At 69.2% G+C, this 19,104-nt stretch carries 14 protein-coding genes and 1 pseudogene; 6 read left to right on the forward strand and 9 right to left on the reverse strand.

The window, feature by feature from the left end:
• Positions 1-208: 208 nt before the first annotated feature.
• From ACIA6A_RS37690 to ACIA6A_RS37710, 5 genes are all read right to left on the reverse strand, one after another.
• On the reverse strand, positions 209-481 hold the full coding sequence (locus ACIA6A_RS37690; RefSeq protein WP_396102860.1) for a hypothetical protein: 273 nt from the start codon (positions 479-481) through the stop codon (positions 209-211).
• Positions 478-1,782: a Na+/H+ antiporter NhaA gene (nhaA, locus tag ACIA6A_RS37695; protein WP_396102904.1), complete on the reverse strand. Its 1,305-nt coding sequence runs from the start codon at positions 1,780-1,782 to the stop codon at positions 478-480. Before nhaA ends, ACIA6A_RS37690 begins: the two co-directional genes overlap by 4 nt.
• Positions 1,783-2,096: 314 nt before the next feature.
• Positions 2,097-2,477, reverse strand: a complete 381-nt coding sequence (locus tag ACIA6A_RS37700; protein ID WP_396102861.1) for a hypothetical protein — start codon at positions 2,475-2,477, stop codon at positions 2,097-2,099.
• 13 nt (positions 2,478-2,490) lie between these two features.
• Positions 2,491-9,876 (reverse strand): LamG-like jellyroll fold domain-containing protein, encoded by a 7,386-nt coding sequence (locus ACIA6A_RS37705; protein ID WP_396102862.1) that lies wholly within the window; start codon positions 9,874-9,876, stop codon positions 2,491-2,493.
• A 445-nt stretch (positions 9,877-10,321) separates the two neighbouring features.
• Positions 10,322-11,881: a methyl-accepting chemotaxis protein gene (locus ACIA6A_RS37710; protein WP_396102863.1), complete on the reverse strand. Its 1,560-nt coding sequence runs from the start codon at positions 11,879-11,881 to the stop codon at positions 10,322-10,324.
• A gap of 249 nt (positions 11,882-12,130) precedes the next feature.
• Here ACIA6A_RS37710 and ACIA6A_RS37715 point away from each other — a divergent pair, with 249 nt between their 5' ends.
• Positions 12,131-12,688, forward strand: a complete 558-nt coding sequence (locus tag ACIA6A_RS37715; RefSeq protein ID WP_396102864.1) for an FAD-dependent monooxygenase — start codon at positions 12,131-12,133, stop codon at positions 12,686-12,688.
• 14 nt (positions 12,689-12,702) lie between these two features.
• A complete protein-coding gene (locus ACIA6A_RS37720; protein ID WP_396102865.1) occupies positions 12,703-13,878 on the forward strand; it encodes an FAD-dependent monooxygenase in 1,176 nt (391 codons plus the stop codon).
• Here ACIA6A_RS37720 and ACIA6A_RS37725 read toward each other — a convergent pair.
• Positions 13,871-14,395, reverse strand: coding sequence for an AraC family transcriptional regulator (locus ACIA6A_RS37725; RefSeq protein ID WP_396102866.1), 525 nt, complete (start codon positions 14,393-14,395; stop codon positions 13,871-13,873). The genes ACIA6A_RS37720 and ACIA6A_RS37725 overlap by 8 nt on opposite strands.
• Before the next feature lie 195 nt (positions 14,396-14,590).
• On the opposite strand from ACIA6A_RS37725, the gene ACIA6A_RS37730 reads away from it, so the two are divergent.
• The 4 genes and pseudogenes from ACIA6A_RS37730 to ACIA6A_RS37745 all read left to right on the forward strand — a co-directional run bounded on the left by ACIA6A_RS37730 (position 14,591) and on the right by ACIA6A_RS37745 (position 17,151).
• On the forward strand, positions 14,591-15,079 hold the full coding sequence (locus tag ACIA6A_RS37730) for a MarR family winged helix-turn-helix transcriptional regulator (protein ID WP_396102867.1): 489 nt from the start codon (positions 14,591-14,593) through the stop codon (positions 15,077-15,079).
• A gap of 64 nt (positions 15,080-15,143) precedes the next feature.
• A pseudogene (gene lgt / locus ACIA6A_RS37735) lies at positions 15,144-15,803 on the forward strand (prolipoprotein diacylglyceryl transferase); the annotation flags it as partial.
• Positions 15,804-15,865: 62 nt separating this feature from the next.
• Positions 15,866-16,732, forward strand: a complete 867-nt coding sequence (locus ACIA6A_RS37740) for an MBL fold metallo-hydrolase (RefSeq protein ID WP_396102868.1) — start codon at positions 15,866-15,868, stop codon at positions 16,730-16,732.
• Positions 16,733-16,743: 11 nt separating this feature from the next.
• Complete coding sequence (locus tag ACIA6A_RS37745) at positions 16,744-17,151, forward strand: carboxymuconolactone decarboxylase family protein (RefSeq protein WP_396102869.1); 408 nt, start codon at positions 16,744-16,746, stop codon at positions 17,149-17,151.
• A gap of 72 nt (positions 17,152-17,223) precedes the next feature.
• Here the strand turns inward: ACIA6A_RS37745 and ACIA6A_RS37750 are convergent, their stop codons facing one another.
• The 3 genes from ACIA6A_RS37750 to ACIA6A_RS37760 all read right to left on the reverse strand — a co-directional run bounded on the left by ACIA6A_RS37750 (position 17,224) and on the right by ACIA6A_RS37760 (position 19,092).
• Positions 17,224-18,153 carry an alpha/beta hydrolase family protein gene (locus ACIA6A_RS37750; RefSeq protein ID WP_396102870.1) on the reverse strand — a complete coding sequence of 310 codons (930 nt, stop codon included), beginning with the start codon at positions 18,151-18,153 and terminating at the stop codon, positions 17,224-17,226.
• Complete coding sequence (locus tag ACIA6A_RS37755) at positions 18,150-18,611, reverse strand: YybH family protein (protein WP_396102871.1); 462 nt, start codon at positions 18,609-18,611, stop codon at positions 18,150-18,152. The genes ACIA6A_RS37750 and ACIA6A_RS37755 overlap by 4 nt, the downstream gene beginning before the upstream one ends.
• A 70-nt stretch (positions 18,612-18,681) precedes the next feature.
• Complete coding sequence (locus ACIA6A_RS37760; protein WP_396102872.1) at positions 18,682-19,092, reverse strand: winged helix-turn-helix transcriptional regulator; 411 nt, start codon at positions 19,090-19,092, stop codon at positions 18,682-18,684.
• Positions 19,093-19,104: the final 12 nt, after the last annotated feature.

The following is a 19,104-nucleotide window of genomic DNA, read 5'->3' on the forward strand; positions in this document are numbered from 1 at the left end:
CCGGCTCAACCGGCCACGCGCCTCGATCCGACGGGCCGTCACCTGCATCTGCAGCGTCATCCCGGCCAGCTGCTGCCGACATGCCCACATGATCGGAAACCAAGACTCCCGCCTGAGACTTTCTCTCAACGTCGCGAACGGATGATCCCGTCAGTGGTCCAGGTTCCTAGGATGGTCAGGCACGGTGACGGTTCGCATAGGTGGCCGATCATGCGTCATCGTGTCCCGAGAACGGTTCGAGTGGCCCATTGCCGATGGCGAGGAAATCGCAGAATCGGTTCGTGATGCGGGGCCGGTCCGGGCTGAACCACAGCAGCGAGAAACCGGCCTCGGCGGGTTCACGCTCGCCCAGGGCGACGCCTGCGCGTATGTGCCCGCCGTGCAGGATCAGCAGGGTCCGCGACCCGCAGCGTTCATACCGGTACTCGATCACCCCGGTGGCGAAGGCGGCCGTGGTGGTCGGCCGGTCGATCCCGGTCACCGCACGGCGTCGTCCTGGTAGACGTCAGGCACGCCGTCACCGTCGTCATCGCGGTTCTCCGCCGCGTGCAGCCGCTGGTAGTGACGGTTGCGGATGCGCAACACGACGGTGGCCAGCACCGCGGCGACCAGCGAACCGGCGAGGATGCCGATGCGGGCATGTTCGTCCTTGACACTGCCAGGGCCGAAAGCCAGTTCACCGACGAGCAGGGACACGGTGAAACCGATACCGGCCAGCAGCGACAGCCCGAACACGTCCCACCAGGCCAGCCCGTCACCGAGCCGGGCCCGGGTGAACCGCTGCACCAGCCAGGTCGTGCCCAGCACTCCGACTGCCTTGCCCAGCACCAGGCCAGCCACGATCCCGATCGTCACCGGGTCGGTCATCGACGCGCCGAGCCCGCCCGCACCAGCGATCGACACGCCGGCGGCGAAGAACGCGAACACCGGCACCGCGACACCGGCGGAGATCGGCCGCCACCGGTGCTCGAACCGCTCCGCCAAGCCGTGGCCGTCCTCGCCCTTGCGGGTCAGCACGGGCACCATGAAGCCGAGCAGCACCCCGGCGACGGTGGCGTGGATCCCGGAGGCGTGCACCAGCGTCCAGGTGGCGAACGCCAGGGGCAGCAACAGCCACCACGAACGCACCCGGCATTGGACCAGAACGGCGAACAGCCCCAGCGGGATCAGCGCTAGCAGCAGCGGCACCCAGTGCAACGAGCTGGTGTAGAACACGGCGATGACCAGGATCGCCAGTAGGTCGTCGACCACGGCCAGGGTCAGCAGGAACGTCCGTAGCGCCGTGGGCAGATGCGTGCCGATCACCGCGAGGACCGCCAAGGCGAACGCGATGTCGGTTGCGGTCGGCACCGCCCATCCCGATAACGCACCCCCGGCCGTCCCGGCATTGACCGCGGTGTAGATCAGCGCGGGAACGGCCATGCCGCCGACTGCGGCAGCGACCGGCAGCACCGCCCGCCGTGGCTCACGCAGGTCCCCGGCAACGAACTCCCGCTTGAGTTCCAGACCTGCGACGAAGAAGAAGATCGCCAGCAGCCCGTCCGCCGCCCACGCCACCAGACTCAGATCCAGATGCAGTGACCCCGGGCCGACTACTACTTCCCGCAGCCGCTGATAGCTGTCCGACCAGGGCGAGTTGGCCCAGATCAGCGCGAGAACCGCAGCGCTCAGCAGCAACGCGCCGCCGACGGTCTCGGCGCGCAGGATGTCGCCGACGCGGCGCACTTCCGGCCAGCTACCCCGGCCGAACAGTGAAGACGGACGAAAAGACTTACCAGGCATGAAACAGGCTCCTCCGGGCGCGCGACAACGAATCGCCGACCAGACTTCCCGGCACACCTGACCAGAGCATACTCCGCAAAACCCAACCGGCCGGGCACCCGAGACCACGAGCTGCCCGACCGTACGACGCGGCTCCCGCCCCCGTTGACAGCCACGGGTGCGTCCAGCGGCGGGTCAAGCAGCTCCGGTGGTGGTCACCGGGCTCCGGGATCCGGGTCGTCCATGACGGCCGGGCTTCACCGCGGTCCACGTCATGGCGGAGAGTGTCGGTGCTGGTGCCGGCCGACCGTGAATTGCGGCCGGCCGGCACCGGATCAGTGCAGGGTGATCTTCTCGTTGTCGACCGTGAGGATCATGACCTTGCGGTCCGATCGCCAGCGGCGCTTCTCGTCCTGCTCACGGCCCTCGCCGTGCAGGTAGGCGTTGGCCACCGTGAGGATCTGCGTCACGGCGTCGAGCTGGTCGGCCCGGTCGTACGCCGTGAGTTGCCAGCTCCAGCGGCCGTTGTCGAAGTCGACCAGGTAGGCGCCGGTGCCGTGGGTGGAGAAGCCGACCTCGCCGGGCAGGTCGCCGGGCGCGGTGATGCGGGCGTACAAGGTCTCGTCGCGTTCGTCGAAGGTGATCGACAGGCCCAGGGCGGTGGCCGCCCGGGTTGCGCTGTCGGCCGTCTCGGCGTAGGTCAGTTCGTCGGACACGTTCCGCCTCCTGTCAGTATCGTCGCCACCAGGTCCGGTTCCGTCCGGTTCGCCAGTTGTCGATGCCGCCGTAGCGCCGGTCGATGTGGATGTGCCAGCGGAAGATCCGCTGCTTCCACGGGCTCATCCGGCGCCAGTGGTTGCGGGCGGGGCCGATCGAGACACGCCAGTGGTTGTACTGCCCGGAGCGGCCCACCCGGAAGTAATTGTTCTTCTTGATCTTGTTGTAGCCGCTCTTTATACCGCTCCATGCCTTGCGGCCACCCCACTTGATGCCCCGCCACGCCTGCCTTCCCACGTACTTCGCGGAGCGGGCGCACCAACTGCGCCCGAGCCGGCAGGCGTACGCGGCGCCGCGCAGCACCAGGCCGATCCACTGGCCGTTGAGGTCCTGCTTGTTGACCGCGTCGGCACAGGCGTACTCGTAGGCGTTGCAGCTTCCGCCGGGGACCGGGTCGACCTGCAGGAACCGGCCCAGTTCCGGCGAGTAGAGCCGGACGCCCATGAGGATGACGCCGCCCATCGCGTCGCCGGAGCGCTGCTTGCCGCCGAACCAGCCGTATCGCTGGTGGCTCTGCCCGGCCAGGGGCACACCGAACTCGTCGTAGGTGAAGACCTCCGGCTCGCTGAGACCCGGGTCGATGGTCGTGACGACGTCGCCGTGCAGGTTGGTCAGCTGGAGGCGGACCGTGCCGTCGGAGGACGTGACAGCCGCCAGGTCGCTGTCGGGGCCGGAGACGTGCCGGGTCACCTCGTTGGTCGCCCGGTCCTCCACGACCCAGCGGATCTCGTCGGTGTCGTCGGCGTAGTGGCTGACGGCGGTCGTGCCCGGGTTCCAGGTGCCGTCCACCTCGATCTGCTTCGTGGTGGTCCGCAGCCGGTCCGCGGGGTCGAGCGTCCAGGTCTGCCGGGCATCACCGGACTGCTGGGCGCGGACCCGGTCGTTGACGTGGTACTCGGCCGTCATGCCGCCGGGCAGCGCCGTGGTCCGGCCGAAGGCGTCGTAGCGGTACCCGGCGCTGGTGAGCCGGTCGGCCGAGTCGTAGTCGTACGTGCTCACCTCGCCTCCGGAGGAGCACACCCCGTCGGCGCCCGGGCCGGAGACCTCCTTACGGTTCCGGTTGGTCCGCGCGTCGTACGAGTACGCCCGGGTCACGCACCCCTCGGTCAGCGGGCTGTCCTGCCGGGCGGTGGTGAGCCGGCCGAGCGAGTCGTAACCGAGGGTCGCGCTGCCGCCGGTGTACTCGTGCTCGATCCACTGACCGGCCGAGTTCTCCACCACCGACTCCGAGTGGACGACCATGCCGTCGGCGTCACGGGTGTAGACCCGCTCCATTGGCTGCAGGTTGGCGTCGAGCCGGTCGGTGCGGGTGAGCCCACCCGGATACGTCATCGTGGTCAACTGCCCGTCCGGCGAGTACCGGGCCTGGAAGGTGCCGGCCACGCTGTCGGTGACGCCGGTGAGCAGACCGCGAGGATCGACGGCCCGGTCGTACGCGTAGGTGGCCGAACCGGTCGGGTCGCTGACGCGTACCTTGCTGCCGTAGCGGTCGAACTCGGTGACGGTTCGCGCGCCGTCCGCGTCGGTGTAGCCGATCGTCCGGCCGAGGAGGTCGTACTCCTGGGTGATCGTCGCATCGTCGCGTGTGGTCGTGGCCTCCTCACCGGTGGTGGCGTCGTAGGTCGTGGTCACGGCGGCCAGCGCGGTGCCCTGCCCACCGGTCGTCCGGCGGCTGGTCTCCCGTCCGGCGGCGTCGTACTGCGTGGTCGTGGTACGGGTGTGGCCGGCGACGGTCTCCTTCACCTCGGCCTCGCCGCCGAAGCGGTGGTACCCGCTCACCCGGCGCTCGGGCAGCTCGGTGGTCATCCGGTCGGGGTCGTGCCCGGTGACCGCACCGGCCGCCCTGGTCACGCACAGCCGACCGGCGAACTCCGGCCGGTTGCCGCACGCCGCGTCCCGGCTGTTCGCACCGGCGCTGTAGTAGATCGTCTCCGTGGTGCGAGCGTCGTCACCGGCGGCGCCCACTCCCCAGGCCTTGGTGATCTGCCCGGTCGTGTTCAGCACCGAGTAGGTGGTCTGCTGCGCGCCACCCGGGCCGGCGTCGTGCACGACCTTCGTGGGTTGTTTCAGCGCCCAGCCGGACTCGCCACCCTTCTCCGCGTCGTAACCGTTGCGGGTGATCCGGACGTCACCGAGCGGATAGCCCTCGATGAAGGCTCCGTTGGTCTGGGTGGTGAGCAGGTGGTAGGTCGCGCCGTCCGGTTTGCCCTCGTCGTACGCCCGTAGGGACTTCGCCCGGGCGATCACGCGTGACCCGGCGCCCAGTGCGGCGAGCGGCCCGCTGCCGTCGGGATCGGCGAGCCCGCGTTCCAGCACCACGGTGGCTGTCGGCCCGACCTGTTCGACCAGGTCGACGCCGTCGGTGCTGTACCGGTTGACCGTGGAGAGCGCCAGGGCACGGCTGGCGGTGTCCGAGTCGAGCAGGCCGAGCGCGCCGAGCCGCTGGTTCGCGTCCGGTGCGCTGCCGAGCGCGAGCAGCCGGTCACTGGCCTCGAGCTTGCGGACCTCGTTGCCGAAGCGGTCGTACTCGGTGGTGTCGATGCTGCCGCCGGGATAGGCGGTGTTAACCTCCTGCCCGTTGGCGTTGAGGTAGTGCACCCCGGCATAGGCGTAGCCGCCGGGCCCGGGCACGGCCGCCCCGGCCCGGTTGCGGGCCGGCACGAGCTCCGGCTCGAACACCGCGGTCGCGTCGGTCGGCACATCGTTCTGTCCCCACGCCGAGACGGCGGTGGCGCTCAGGTCGTACGGTCCGCCGGCCGTCCTGGTCAAGGGCACGTCGTAGACGAGGTTGGTCGCGATCTCGCCGTCGGTCTCGGTCGTGCTGCCCTGCTTGAGCGCGGCACGCCGGATCCGGACGAGACGACCGGTGTTCTCGTCGCCGGCCAGGTCCGCGACCTGGTCGCCAGTCAGAGCGGCACCGTAGATCCGTACGTCGTCGATGCCCCCGGCCCACGGGTTGGAGTTGGCACCGGCCCACTTGCCCCGGCCCACCACGTAGCTGCCGGTCGCGTTCCAGCCACCGGTCGCGGCGGTGGTGCTCTGCAGCACGCCGTTCACGTACAGCTTCATCCTGGCGCCTGCGGTGTCGTAGACGCCGGCGAGATGGGTCCACTGACCGAGGGCGGGTGCCCCGTTCGAGGTGGCCCGTACCGCCGTGGCGCTGTCGTTGTCGGCGGTGACCCGGGAGAACGCCCACTTGTTCTCGGCGGCGACATAGTTCAGGAAGAAGCCGCTGGTACGGCTGCCGTCCTTGGACACGATGGTGCGGTTGACCGACGTGTCGGTGATCCGCGCCCACGCCGCGACGGTGTAGGCCGAGGTGTTCGACAGCGGCGTGCCGGCCGCGGTGATCTGTGCCGTGGCGACGTTGGTGAACACCGCCGCCCGGTCACCGGGGTTCGCCGGGTCGTTCGGCTCACCCCACGTCACCCCGGTGGCGGTGCCGTTACGGCCGCTGCCGGACGAGTCGGACGCCACGCCGTCGAGGTCCCACCGCAGGGCGGCGGCGTCCACGTCCGGGTTCGCGTAGTCGAGCTGCCACGGCAGTTCCCCGGCCGGTGTGGTCCGGACGACGCGGCCGGCGGCGTCGTACGCGTAGCTGTTCTTCAGTGCCGGGCTGATCCGCGGGTCCCAGGTCTCGCGCAGCCGGCCCAGATTGTCGTACGTGTACCGGGCGACCTCGACAGCGCTGCCGGCCGACGCCTGGGGATCCCAGGTCCAGAGCCGGACCGCCGAGACGCGGTCGACGTGGTCACCGAAGACGGTCTGGCTCAGACCGGACGCACTCGCCGTCGCATAGACGTACTCCAGGACCTCGCAGCCGCGCGGCGGGGCCGCGCCGGTGCAGCGGTTGTCGTCGTCGACACCCGGGTCGAGCGGGTTGATCACCTTCTTGAGGAGCAACCGGCCGCCGGCGGTGTCGTAGACGTACCGGGTGGTCGAGTCACTTTCCGCGGTGGAGCTGGAGGTGATGGTCCAGACGCCACCCTGCTGCTGGAACTGCGTCACGTCGCCTTCGACGTCGGCCAGCCGGAAACTCGTGGCGTCCGGTTTGGTGAGCATCAGACCCTCGTTGCCCGGCTCCGGGGTGTAACTGGTCCCGTCACCGTTGCGCGAGAAGGTGATCCAGTCCCCGCCGAGCAGGTTGACCTGCGCGACCGACGGCGACGGGAACGTCAGCGTGGTGTACTCGCTCTCCGCCGGCCCACCGGTGGCCCCGCCGCTCCAGGACGGCCCGAACGGGGCGACGACCTCGGTCACCGAGACGTTGTCCCAGTACACCTTCTTGCCGCTACCCGCGATGTTGCCGTTGTAGAGCCGGAACAACGCCTCCGTGCTGCCCGCGGGCACGGTCATGTCGACCGACAGTTCCTGCCAGCCCTCGGTGTACGAGGCCATGGCCGATGGCACCGGAGTGTAGGTGGTGCCGTTCTTGTACCAGCCCACGATCCGCAGGCCACGGTCGGCGTTGGACGGCGCGAGCGTGGTCGCGGCCGGCACGTAGATCCAGCCGGTGGCGCGGTACGTGCGTCCTACCTGCATGCCGAGCCGCATGCCGCCGGTGTCCCCGCCCAGCGCCACGTAGGTGTCGTTGCTCGTCCCGGTCGCCGCCGGGGTGATCTCCACCGAGTCGACCGGCGTCACGTCGCCCTGACCGCGGGCCGTGGAGCGCAGAGCCGTCGAGGTCGCCGGAACGGTGAAGCCGGTGAGGTCGGCCGACACCTGCTGCTGGTTGGCGGTCAGCCGCTCCGGCATCGGCACCTGACCGGCGGCCGGCCCGCGCGACTGCGCGGAGCGCTTGACGGACAGACCGGCCTCGTCGACGTCCGTCTCGTTGAGTCCGAAGTCGCCGGTCAGCAGGTTGACCTGACCGGGATCGGCGTCCTCGCTCGCCCCACCGGTCCCGTTCGAGTCGACGGTGACCCGCACCCACGGGGTGTCGTAGACAGGCGCGGTCGAGGTGGCCGTGTAGATACGGGCACGGACCTCGATGACACCACCGACCGCGCCGAGGGTGTCGGAGGCGTTCCAGACGGCATGACCGCCCAGGGCGCTGAACGCGACCGGCGCCGCCGCCGTCGCGGTGATCGGCGCACCGGTGGCCGCGGTCAGGTTCGCCGACGGGACGGCGAGCACGGCCGCACCCGGGCCCCGGCGGTACTCGAAGTAGGCACGGGCGTACCCCGCGACCGGGGTGGTCACCTCCAGCTTGGTGCGCTTCACGACGGTCGCCCCCGGCAACGGCTGCGCCAGCGCGGCATTACCGGCCGAGAAGGTGTACGCGTTGGCGGCGGACAAGTTGCCGGCCCGGTCCTTGGCCTGCACGGTCAGCGTGCGCTGGCCGTCGCGTGGGGTCAGCGTGACACTCACGGGGCCGGTCGTCGCCACCGTGGTGGCCGACGCGTCGGTGTCGAGGCGGTAGACGAAGGCCGCCAGGTCACTCGTACCCGAGGCCGGGGTGAAGGTGAACGAATCCGCCTGCGAGGCACCGCCGTGCGGTTGCCCGTCGTTGAGGTAGATCGCGGCGGACACGTGCGGCACCAGCGGCTTGGTGGTGTCGATGGAGAGGTCGGTCCAGCCGCTCCACGTCCCGTCGGCGTACGGGTCCTTCGCCCGCACCCGCCACTGGAACGCCGTGCCGTTGGCCAGGTCCGTGCTCACCTGCCAGCTCGCCGTGGAGCCGTTGGTCCAGCTGCCGGTCAGCACACCCGAGGTGGCCACCACCGCGGCGGTCGCCTTGTTACGGACCTCGAACTCCGCGCGCAGCGCCTGACCGGCGTTGGTGTCGGCCAGCTTCGCGGACAGGGTCGGGCGCACCGCGCTGGTCGCGGCGCCCGCACCGCACGACGCGTAGCAGGGCGCCACGGCCGGGGCGGACGGTGCGGCCGGCGCCGTGTTGTACGTGATCGACACCAGCGGCGGGTGCGCGCCCTCCGCCGAGTCGAACTTCTTCCAGCCCTTCGAGTCGGTCTCACTGGTGCCGCGCAGCATGACCGTGACGTCGTTCCAGTTCGCGTCGGCCGCCGACTGCAGGGCCTTGCCGACCTCGACGTAGACGTAACCGTCGGCGCACGACGCGTTGTAGCCCTTCGTCTCGGTCGAGGTGCCGACCTTCTCCCGGGCGGCCGGCTGTGCTGTCCACCGGGTCGAGGTGTCCGCCCGGTCCGTGCGCCAGGCCTCCCAGGACGCCGGCGTGCACGACCAGGAGTGCGTGCCCCAGAGCCGCAACTTGGCCGACATGACGCGGGCGCCCCAGATCCCGGTCGTCGCGAACCGCAGGTAGGACCGCGCCGTGTAGGAGCCGCCGTCGTCGACATGACCCAGCCGCAGCTCACCCGTCCCGGACTGGTCGCTGGAGTAGCTGTTCTGCACGAAGGCGTCGAAGGCCACCGGCATCGAGGCGGGCGGGTCGATCGTGACCGGGAACGTCAGATCGCGACGGTCGACGAACTCGGGGTCCGCCGTCAGCTCCATCGTCGCCTTGCCGGCGCCGCGCGCCACCGTGCGCAGGCCCACCCGAGCGCGGTTGAGGTGGTTGCCGGAGCGGGGTCCGACCGCCGCGTCCCACATCTCCGGCGCCTGGGCCCGGCCCACCGCGCGCCCGCCGGCGTCCTTGAACGTCAGGCCGCCGACGCCGTCACCGGCCACGGCGAGCTTGCCGGTGCTCATCGGGAGCGACAGCTTGGTGATCCGCTTCAGGGCAGCCCGGTTCTTGGCGAGGAAGTGCTGTTCATAGCCCGTGCTCTGGGCACGCACCACCATGTCCACCCCGGGCAGGATCTCCGGGTACGTGGCCACCGGGCCGTCCAGCACCGGCTTCGGCAGGGCGCCCTTCCAGGACAGGCTGGTGCGTTGCGCGCCCGTACCCAGCGAGACCACCTCGTGCTCGCCGCCACCGCTCGCCGCACCGCTCAGCCTGAGCCCGCGCGGATGCCACCGGGGCTCGACCTTGCCGTCGGCAGCCGGGATGAGCGTGAGATCGACGTCGGCCCACTTGTTGCCGTCACGCACGCGCACCGGTGCGAGCGCCCGCTCCTCGGTGACCGTGCCGTCCGGGTTGACGAAGACCTGCGTGGTCTCGGTCCGCTCGTCGATGGCCTCGATGCGCTGCCCGCACAGCTTCGCCGCCACCGCTGCCGACACGGGGTCGGGGCGGTTCGGCGGGCAGGGTGTCACCGTGGCGGGAGCCGGTGCCGCGGGTACGGCGGCCGCCCGTCCCGGCACGCCGGACATCGTCGCGATCAGCAGCACGACGAGTGCCGCGCATATCCTTTTTATCCATTCGAGGCGGTTGCCCGCCTGCCATCTGCTGAAAATTTCCGCACGTTCGTCGGACATCGGCGATCGCCCCCATGTCATGTCGCCGGCCAAGATCGGTCGAAGAGTAAGGCGGGCTAATGCGCGAGGACAATACTCATCTATGTCGAACCTACGGCCGTGATCGTCCACAAGCCGCTGTTCTGTCCACAAAGCCACTGTGAGCAGGTGCGACAGTAGAGTCGACAGCAGGGACGTGCATGTCACATTGACATTGGGTCATGTAAATGTTACCCAGGGCGAACTGTAGTGAGGGGGTGCATCGCTGGGTTCTCGTCGTTTTTGAGCGGGCGTGGCATCCGTACGGAAAATCGAACCTGAATCCCCGAGAAAGCATTGATGTGCAATGCAGTTAATGGACCTCGGCATGATTCGGGGAGACCCCTCGACGATCGTGACGAAAGCTCGTGGTGTGGGCTGTTCTGCATGAACCAAGACGGTCGCAGGCCCCGCCACCGTCCGGTGGTCAGACCCGGAACGACGAGACCAGCGCGCGGAGCTGCTCGGCGGTGCGGGCTACCTCGGTGCTGGCCTGGTTGGTCTGATTGACACCTTCGAGGGAGGTGGCGCCGGCCGCGGACACGTCGGCGATGCTGCCGGCGATACGTCCGGCGCCGGCGGCGACCTCGGCGATGCTGCGCGACATCTCAGCGGTGGTGGCGGTCTGTTCCTCGACGGCGCTGGCGATGGTGGTCTGGTAGTCGTTGATCTTCGCGATGACGTCACTGATCCGGTTGATGACCTCGACCGCGCCACCGGTGTCGGACTGGATCGCGGCGACCCGGCTGCTGATGTCCTCGGTGGCGCGGGCGGTCTCCTGGGCGAGATCCTTGACCTCGGAGGCGACCACGGCGAAACCCTTGCCGGCGTCACCGGCGCGTGCGGCCTCGATGGTGGCATTGAGGGCCAGCAGGTTGGTCTGCTCGGCGATCGAGGTGATCAGCTTGATGACGTTACCGATCTCCTCCGACGAGGTGCCGAGGCGCTCGACGCTCTGGGTGGCCAGGGCTGCCTCGCTGACCGCCGAGGCGGCGATCTGGGCGGCCTGGTTGGTGTTCTGGGCGATCTCGCGGATGGACAGGCTCATCTCCTCGCCGCCCGCGGCGACGGTCTGCACGTTGCGGGAGATCTCGTCGGCCTCCGACGAAGCGGCCGCGGTCTGCTCGGTGGTCCGGCCGGTCGCGTCGGCGATCTCGGAGCTGGTCGCGGCGAGTTCGGTGGCAGCGCCGGCGAGGGTGTCGGCGTTGGCGGCCATGGCCTGCATCGCTTCGTGCATGGTGGTCATGGCCCGGTCGAGGCCGGCGGCCATGACACCGAGCTCGTCACCCGAATCGACGCCGGTGCGGGTGGTCAGGTCACCGGCGGCCAGGGCGGCGACGACCTCACCGACACGGCGGACCGGGCGCAGGATGGAACGGACCAGCGGGACGGACAGCAGGATCAGGGCGAGCAGGCCGAGCCCGGCGACCAGCAGCATCCACAGCCGCGCCGAGGACTTCGCTGACGTCATGGTGTCCTGCTCGACGACGATCTCCGCGTCCAGGGCGGTGTGGACCGCGTCGATCTTGTCGGTGACGGCGTTGTTCTGCTCGGCGATCGTGTCGTAGCGGGCCTCGACGCCGGCCGTGCTGGTTCTGGCGTCGGCGACGAAGGCCGTGATGAAGGTGCTGAATCCGCTCACGCTGGTGGCCAGATCGTCGATCTGGGTGTCGATGTCACCGGGCAGGTCGAACGCGGCCGCGGCGTTCAGGGCCTCGGTGGCGGAGGTGACGTCGTCGGCGGCGTCGCCGGTGGTGTCGTCGCCGTGGGTGGCCCGGTAGGCGTCGACCTTGAGCTCGCTCTCGCGGGTATCGAGGTGGTTCAGGGCCGCCTTGGTGGCGGTGTAGGAGCGCAGGGTGTCCGCATGGCTGGTCAGTTGCTCCTGCGACCACATCCCGATCCCGGTCACGGCGGCGGTGACGATCACGCCGGTGGCCACGATCGAGGACAGTCGTTTGGTGACGCTGATGTCAGCGAGACGGACCATGAATCTCTCCTGCGCACGGGCGGCCGCTGCGGCAGCCGGGTCACCAGCAAAATCGGCGGACGACACCGATGTCTGAGCTATGCAGATAATCGACCGGACATGGGAGCGTTTCCATGGCGGGTTGCTCCGCGCCTGCACCCCCAACGGGTGCCGGTGCGGTGCAGAGCGGACACCAATCCTGGCGGGTTTTCAGTATCAAGCAGGTATTCACCGGTGGTGCCGTGCCGGCGATACGCCGATAGTGGCTCCATGGTTGACGGAGAAGTGCATAGGACGGTCGTCATCGTCGGGGCGGGAGTCGCCGGTCTTGCGGTCGGCACCATGCTTCGGCGCAATGGCATCGACTGCATCATTCTTGAGCGCCGTAGGCGCGAACATGTCGAGGCGCGGCAGCGGGCCGGGACACTCGACGCGCGTGGGGTGCGGTTGTTCCGCGAATGGGGATTGGCGGAGGTACTGGACGCGGTTCCTGCGCCTGAGATCCGGGGTGGCTTCTACATGCCGCCGATGAGCGCCAAAGGTATCCACCTGGCCCTCTTCGCCGCCGAGACGTTCGCCAGGGCCATGATCGCGCAGGTCCGCGACGATGATCCCCGGTTGCTCGACGCCTATTCCGACACGTGCCTGCGCCACGTCTGGAACTACCAGGCCTTCGCTACCTGGATCACCGATCTCATGCACGACACCGGCGACCCGTCCTACCGGGGTGAGTTCCGCAAGCAACAGGCCCGGGCGGAGCTGCGCCGGCAATTCGAGTCCGAGGCATCGAACCGGGTCTTCAGTGAATTCACCGCCGGCATCGCGTGAAAGGCCATGAGCGAATGACGCAGAAGAGAGGCCGGATCCTGGTGTCCGGCGCGAGCGTGGCGGGACTGACCGTCGCCTATTGGCTCGACCGGTACGGCTTCGAGGTGACCGTGGTCGAGCGATCCGCCGGCCTGCGACCGGGTGGACAGGCGCTGGACGTACGTGGCCCGGCACTGGAGGTGGCGAGACGGATGGGCGTACTGGATGAGTTCCGTAAACGGACCACGCAGCTGCGCGGCATGTCGATGGTCGACGGCACCGGGGCGGAGACCTACCGCACCACGGAACGCACCCTGACCGGCGGCCGGTTGGACTCCGAGGACCTGGAGGTCCTGCGCGATGATCTGGTCGACATCCTGCACACAGCGTGCGGAGCGGGAGTCCGGTTCGTCTTCGATGACCGGATCACCGCCTTGCGGCAGGACGCATCCGGGATCGACGCGGAGTTCCGGACCGCCGCGCCGGCGCGGTACGCCGCCGTCATCGGGGCCGACGGAGCGCACTCGGGCACCCGTCGGCTGGTGTTCGGTCCGGAGGAGCCGTTCCTGCGTTACCTGGGCGGCTACGTGGCGGTCATGACCATCCCCAACTTCCTGCGCCTGGACCGCTGGCAAACCTTCCTGATGGGCGACGACGATGCCGGAGCCGGGATCATCGGGCTGGACGACAGCGGAACGGCCCGGGCCTACCTCGGATTCGAGAGCACGGAACCGGTCGGGTACGACTACCGCGACGAGCACGCCCAGAAGCGGTTGCTGGCCGAGCGCACCGCCGGACTGGGCTGGGTCGTCCCGCAGATCGTGGAGCACATGCTCGACGGCGCGCCGGGCTTCCACTTCGACGCCCGCATCCAAGTGATCATGGAGCACTGGACGAAGGGGCGGGTCGCCCTGGTCGGCGACGCGGGGTATGCGGTGTCGCTCACCACCGGCCAGGGCGCGTCGATGGCGATGGCCGGCGCGTACGTGCTGGCCGGCGAGATCGCCGCAGCGGGTACCGACCTCGCCGCGGGCATCGGCCGTTACGAGGACGAAGTCCGCGAGTACGTGCTCCGCAATCAGGCGGCCGCGCGGGAACTGAACGACCGCGACCATGATGACGAGGCGCCGTCCGGGCCCGGCGACTTCACCGATTTCGGGACCCTGGTCGAGGACCTGTCGCTGAAGGGCTACCGGGCTCGGCTCACCTGATCCCGCTGCGCAGTTCGGCCTGATATCGGCCGGGGGTCTGGCCGACGATCTCGGCGAACGCCTCGATGAAGCTGGTCGGGTTGGACCACCCGCACGCGATGGCGGTCCCGGTGACCGAGCGGCCGTTCGTGAGATGGATCAGGCCGTGGTGGATCCGCAGAATCGTGCGCCAGCGGTGGAAGCTCATGCCGAGTTCGTCGAGGGCCACGGCGCGCAGCCGGTCGTACGCGCCCGGGCGGGTCTCCGGTCGATCGGTCAGAGCCAGCAGGACTGCGCGGAGCACCGCGCTGACCGTGAACACGCTCGGCTGCGCGACCAGGTCGCCGCACAGGTCGACCGGGATCGCGTCGAGCCGCACGTCGGTCTCACCGTAGAAGCGGTGAGCGTGCTGAAAACCCGGCGGCGTCCAGGTGACCCGGTTCGCGGGTGCTACCCACGTCCCCTGTTCGGTGGTGGTGGCCAGCGCGCCGGCCGCCGCGTACACCAGCTGTCCCTCGCTGTGCGAATGCAGATCCATCCGGTAGCCGTGCGGCAGCCGGCCGGCACCCTGGGGGGGTGTCCTCCAGCAGCTCCGCGGGTGCAGGCGAATGGCGGGTTCTGGCACAACCCATCATCGCATCGGCGGGCGTCACCGAAGTTCCGAGGCAAGAACTTCTTGATTGAGAAATTCTTGGGTGATAGCTTTCGGCGCAGGTGTCAACGGTTCGAGGTTGTGGGGGAGATCGTCATGACGGTTAGCGATGAAGAGGCCGCCGGCCCCCAGCCCTCGCTGGATTCGGAGCTCACCTGGCTACTGCACCGAGCAGCTCAGCACATGCACAACGTCACCGGCGAACAGGCTGAGAAGCACGGGCTCACGCTTCGCGAGTACATCGTGCTGAGCGCACTCGACAAGACCCCCGGGCTCACCCAGGGTGAACTCGGTAAGTCGCTGAGTCTGGACAAGTCCACGTTGATGAGCCAGCTCGACCGGCTCGAGCGCAGAGACCTGGTGGTGCGCCGGAACGCGCCCGGCGACCGTCGGATCCGCATCCCGGAGATCACCGAGAGCGGCGAAGCCCTTCGCGCCACGGTCGCCGAGGCCAGCGCCGCCGTCGAGGCCGCGGTGCTCGACGATTTCAGCCAGGACAACATCGCGTCGCTGCGTCAGATGCTTTTCGCCATCATCGGCGACAGCGAGGACCGGGGTTCCTGCCTATGACGACCCACAGGTCGTCCACCTCACCGTGCGGCGGGCGGCACCGTGACGACAACGGGTGCCGGCCGTGGTCATAGCCGCCATCCCCAGTCCCGCGACATCGGTGTGGCATCTGGGCCCGCTGCCGATCCGGGCCTACGCGCTGTGCATCCTCGTCGGCATCGTCGTCGCGACACTGATCATGGAAAAGCGGCTGCGCGCGCGTGGCGTGGCGCGGGGCACGTCGCTGGACATCGCGATCTGGGCGGTGCCGGCGGGCATCGTCGGCGCCCGCGTCTATCACCTGGCGACGTCCCCGCAGGGGTACCTCGGTCCCGGCGGTGATCCGCTGAAGGCGTTCGCCGTCTGGGAGGGCGGGCTGAGCATCTGGGGGGCGGTGGCCGGCGGCGCGATCGGGGCCTGTCTCGCGGCCCGGCGCCTCGGTCTGCCACTGAGCGTCGTCGCCGATGCCGTCGCCCCGGGACTCCCGGTGGCTCAAGCGGTCGGCCGGCTCGGGAACTGGTTCAACAACGAGGTGTACGGCAGGCTCACCACCCTTCCCTGGGGTCTCGAGGTGCACGACATGCCGTCGGGGCAGCTCCGGCCCGGGCTGTACCACCCCACGTTCGCGTACGAGGCGATCTGGAATCTCGGAGTCGCCCTGCTGGTGTGGCGGCTCGACCGCCGGTACGCATTCGATCGCGGACGGGCGTTTGCGCTCTACGCCATGGGCTACGCCGCCGGTCGGCACTAAACCTTCTTAGTTAAGAACATCTTGACTGAGAACATCTTGGCTCGTACGATCTCTGCATGGCACCCCTTCCCGAACCCGATCCGTGGTCACAGCCGCTGCCCGAGGCTTCCCCGCCGGCTGACCTCGCCATCTACCACCTGCCGACCGGCACCTACATGACCCGTGCGGCCCTGGCCTTCAAGGGCGGGTCGTTCGGCGACAAGCGGCACTTCGCCTCGTCGGCGGTGCTGGTGCAGCACCCGAAGGGCGATCTGCTGATCGACGCCGGCTTCGGGGCCGACGTCGCCGCGCACATCGCGATGCTGCCCCGCTTCGTACGCGCCCCTCACGAGGCGGGTCCAACGGTCAGCAGTCAGCTGAACGCCATCGGCTACGACCGCCGCCGGTTGCTCGGTGTGCTGCCGACCCACTCGCACTGGGATCACGTCAGCGGCCTCGACGCGCTGCCGGACACCCCGATCTGGATGAACGCCGGCGAGCGTGAATACGCTGCCGTCGACCCGGACGGCAAGGTCTACCGCAGGGTGTCGGAAGGTCACGAGATTCACGAGTACGGGTTCGGCGACGGGCCGTACCTGGGCTTCGCGTCGAGTTACGACGTGTACGGCGACGGCTCGGTGGTCATCGCGCTCGCCGGGGGCCACACCACCGGCTCGGTCATCGTCTTCGTCACCCTGCCCACCGCCAAGAGATATGCCTTCATCGGTGACCTCACCTGGCAGAGCGACGGCATCCGCCATCGCGTCGAACGGCCCTGGCTGCTGAGCAAGCTCGCCGACAGCGATCCCGACCGGCTCCGGCAAGGCCTCCTGCGCATGATCGCGGTCGAAGCGCTGATGCAGGTCGTCCCCGCTCACGACCTCGGCGCCTACCAGGGAATCCCGCCGCTGTCGGCGCGGGCGGCCGGACAACCCGACGAGTGAAAGAGGACACCATGCCAACCGTTCCCCCGTACGAGATGAGCGCTCGCGCCGCCGCCGGACGTGAGGTCTACGCCCGCAACCTCGGCCTGGTTCCCGCTGAAGCCGAACGCGTCATGACCGAGCACGCCGGCGCCGCGTACACCCGGGAAGCGTTCGAAGCCGCCGGGGGTCCCGGCTGGCAGGGTCACCACCTGACCGACCGCGATCGCAGCATCGCCGTCATCACCGCGCTCGTCGCCCAGAACGTGACCGACGTGCGCCTGTCCACCTACCTTTCCCTGGCCCGCCGCAACGGCCTGGACGAGGAAGCCCTCACCGAGCTGATGGTGCTGCTCACCGCCTACCTCGGGCAGCCCTTCACCTCATTGGCGATGGAGGCCGTACGCCGCTCGGCCGGCTCCGGTGCAGCCCTTCGGTGAACAACACGTCGCCCGGTGCCTGTCCCGGACGCGCGTCACCGCACGTCCGGGCCCGCCAGGTAGCCGGATGGCTCAGGTCAGGTGGCGCTGCCACCAGTCCAGCATCGGCCCGGGGCGCCGTTGGAACTCCAGGTAACCGTCCCAGCGGGCGGCCGAGTCGCGTACCCAGGCCAGGTGTTTGTCCTTGACCTCCATGACGTCGTGCATCTGTTCGAGATCCGCGGGCACGGTCAGGGTGTCGTCGTGAACCCCGTACAGGTAGGTCGGGATGCGTACGTGGCGCGCCCAGGAAGCGTCCGGGCGCTCGTCGAAGCCGAGGGAGGTGCCGATCTTGACGCGCCGGTCCAGCTCGTCGAGGTGATGTGCGCCGGCGCCGAGCAGGTCCAGCATCCGGGCCATGATGACGCGATCGGAGACGGGCTGGCACGCCACCAGCGAGTGCACGCCGTCGAACGCCGCCGGATCCTGGCGCATCGCCGCGAACGTGGAGTTCGCACCGAGGCAGCGGCTGAACAGGCTCACCCGCATCGTCGCGGTGTCGCGCCGCTGCGCGGCATAGCGCAGGGAGCCGAGCACGTCGCGTCCCTCATACCGGCCGCTGGTGACCACGCCGCCGTTCGCAGCGCCGCTGAGTCCCATGTTGCGCAGGTCGTAGGCCAGCACGTTGTAGCCGGCTTCGTGCAGGATGCGGTAGTCGGGGACGAAGTTGACCTCCATCGTGTTGCCGCTGGGACCCCAGATCGACGCCCACGGCTGCAGGTGGGTGGGCAGGCCGGCCCGGTTGAAGCCCATCGGATGGTTGGCGATGATCAACCGGTCGGAGTCGGCGGGGATGAACCAGCCTTCCAGCGGCACCCCGTCGGCTGAGGGGAAGGTGACGTCCTCGTAGGCGAGGCCTTCCTCGGCCGGGGTGTGCAGGATCGGTGAACGTGGCGGGCTGGTGAAACCCTGCGCGAGCTGGTCGAGTGCGGCCTCGGTCGCCGGGTTCATCGGTGTGCTCATCCGAACGGCTTCTCGGGACTCAGGTGCATGACCGTGCGGCCGGTGGCGAAGTCCACCGGCATCGACACGTGGTCGTGGAACATCAGCCACCGGCCGTCGATGAGGCGGAAGCAGTTCGTCGTGCGGACCCACATGTCGGTGTCCTGGCCGTTCATGGTGCCGTCGAGGCGCACGAAGACCCGGGCGACGGCGAGCTGGTCGCTGCTGTGCACCTCGAGGCCGGCGAACTCGAGGCGCAGCGGGCCGGCGAAAGCGGCGAAGAAGCCGGCCCAGTTGTCGCGCCATCCGGTGCCGCCGCGGAACTCGATGGGCGGCATGAGGTCGAAGGCGCTGAAGGCGTCGCCGTCGGAGTAGAAGGACATCATGGCGTCGACGTCCTTGGCCTCGAAGGCGTCCTTCCACTCCTGCATGCGTTGCCGGATCTGCCGGTCGATGTCGGTGCTCGGTGCGATGCTCACTGTCGGTTCCTTTCCAGGTGAGGCTCGCCACCGATGGTTGCCCAGTCCCGGATCGGTATCCATGCAGCGTTTATGCGGGTATGGCTGGTACCCCTCTCCGCTGATGACGCGGCCGGCGCGACTGAGCAAGGGGAAGAACCGCGGCCGCCTCCTGAGAATCGACCACGGCCTCGCTGTGCCGCGCGGACCAGTCGGTCAGGACCCGGATCGGCTCGATCAGGGTCCTACCCAGCTCCGTCAGGCGATATCCGGCCTGCGGTCGCGCCTCGCTCGCGACGAGACCGTGGCCGTGCAGGCGGCGCAGGGTCTGGGTGAGCACCTTGCGGGAGACGCCATGGATCACATCGGCGATCTCACCGTGACGCAGCGGACCCTGGCTGAGCGACCAGATGACCGGTACCGCCCATTTGTCGCTGAGAATCTCGACGGCGAGCCGGGCCGGGCAGTCCGACACGAAGCCGCTGGGGGCGCATCCGTACATCGCTCGACGTTA

The organism is Actinoplanes sp. NPDC051494 (assembly GCF_044454705.1).
Lineage (GTDB): Bacteria > Actinomycetota > Actinomycetes > Mycobacteriales > Micromonosporaceae > Actinoplanes.

What these genes read in the sequence shown, in the direction of transcription:
- ACIA6A_RS37740 (WP_396102868.1), top strand. Translation starts at nt 15,866, where the DNA reads ATGGCACCCCTTCCCGAACCCGATCCGTGGTCACAGCCGCTGCCCGAG.
- ACIA6A_RS37750 (WP_396102870.1), bottom strand. Translation starts at nt 18,153, where the DNA reads ATGAGCACACCGATGAACCCGGCGACCGAGGCCGCACTCGACCAGCTC.
- ACIA6A_RS37710 (WP_396102863.1), bottom strand. Translation starts at nt 11,881, where the DNA reads ATGGTCCGTCTCGCTGACATCAGCGTCACCAAACGACTGTCCTCGATC.
- ACIA6A_RS37745 (WP_396102869.1), top strand. Translation starts at nt 16,744, where the DNA reads ATGCCAACCGTTCCCCCGTACGAGATGAGCGCTCGCGCCGCCGCCGGA.
- ACIA6A_RS37725 (WP_396102866.1), bottom strand. Translation starts at nt 14,395, where the DNA reads ATGGATCTGCATTCGCACAGCGAGGGACAGCTGGTGTACGCGGCGGCC.
- ACIA6A_RS37720 (WP_396102865.1), top strand. Translation starts at nt 12,703, where the DNA reads ATGACGCAGAAGAGAGGCCGGATCCTGGTGTCCGGCGCGAGCGTGGCG.
- ACIA6A_RS37705 (WP_396102862.1), bottom strand. Translation starts at nt 9,876, where the DNA reads ATGTCCGACGAACGTGCGGAAATTTTCAGCAGATGGCAGGCGGGCAAC.
- nhaA (WP_396102904.1), bottom strand. Translation starts at nt 1,782, where the DNA reads ATGCCTGGTAAGTCTTTTCGTCCGTCTTCACTGTTCGGCCGGGGTAGC.
- ACIA6A_RS37715 (WP_396102864.1), top strand. Translation starts at nt 12,131, where the DNA reads ATGGTTGACGGAGAAGTGCATAGGACGGTCGTCATCGTCGGGGCGGGA.
- ACIA6A_RS37760 (WP_396102872.1), bottom strand. Translation starts at nt 19,092, where the DNA reads ATGTACGGATGCGCCCCCAGCGGCTTCGTGTCGGACTGCCCGGCCCGG.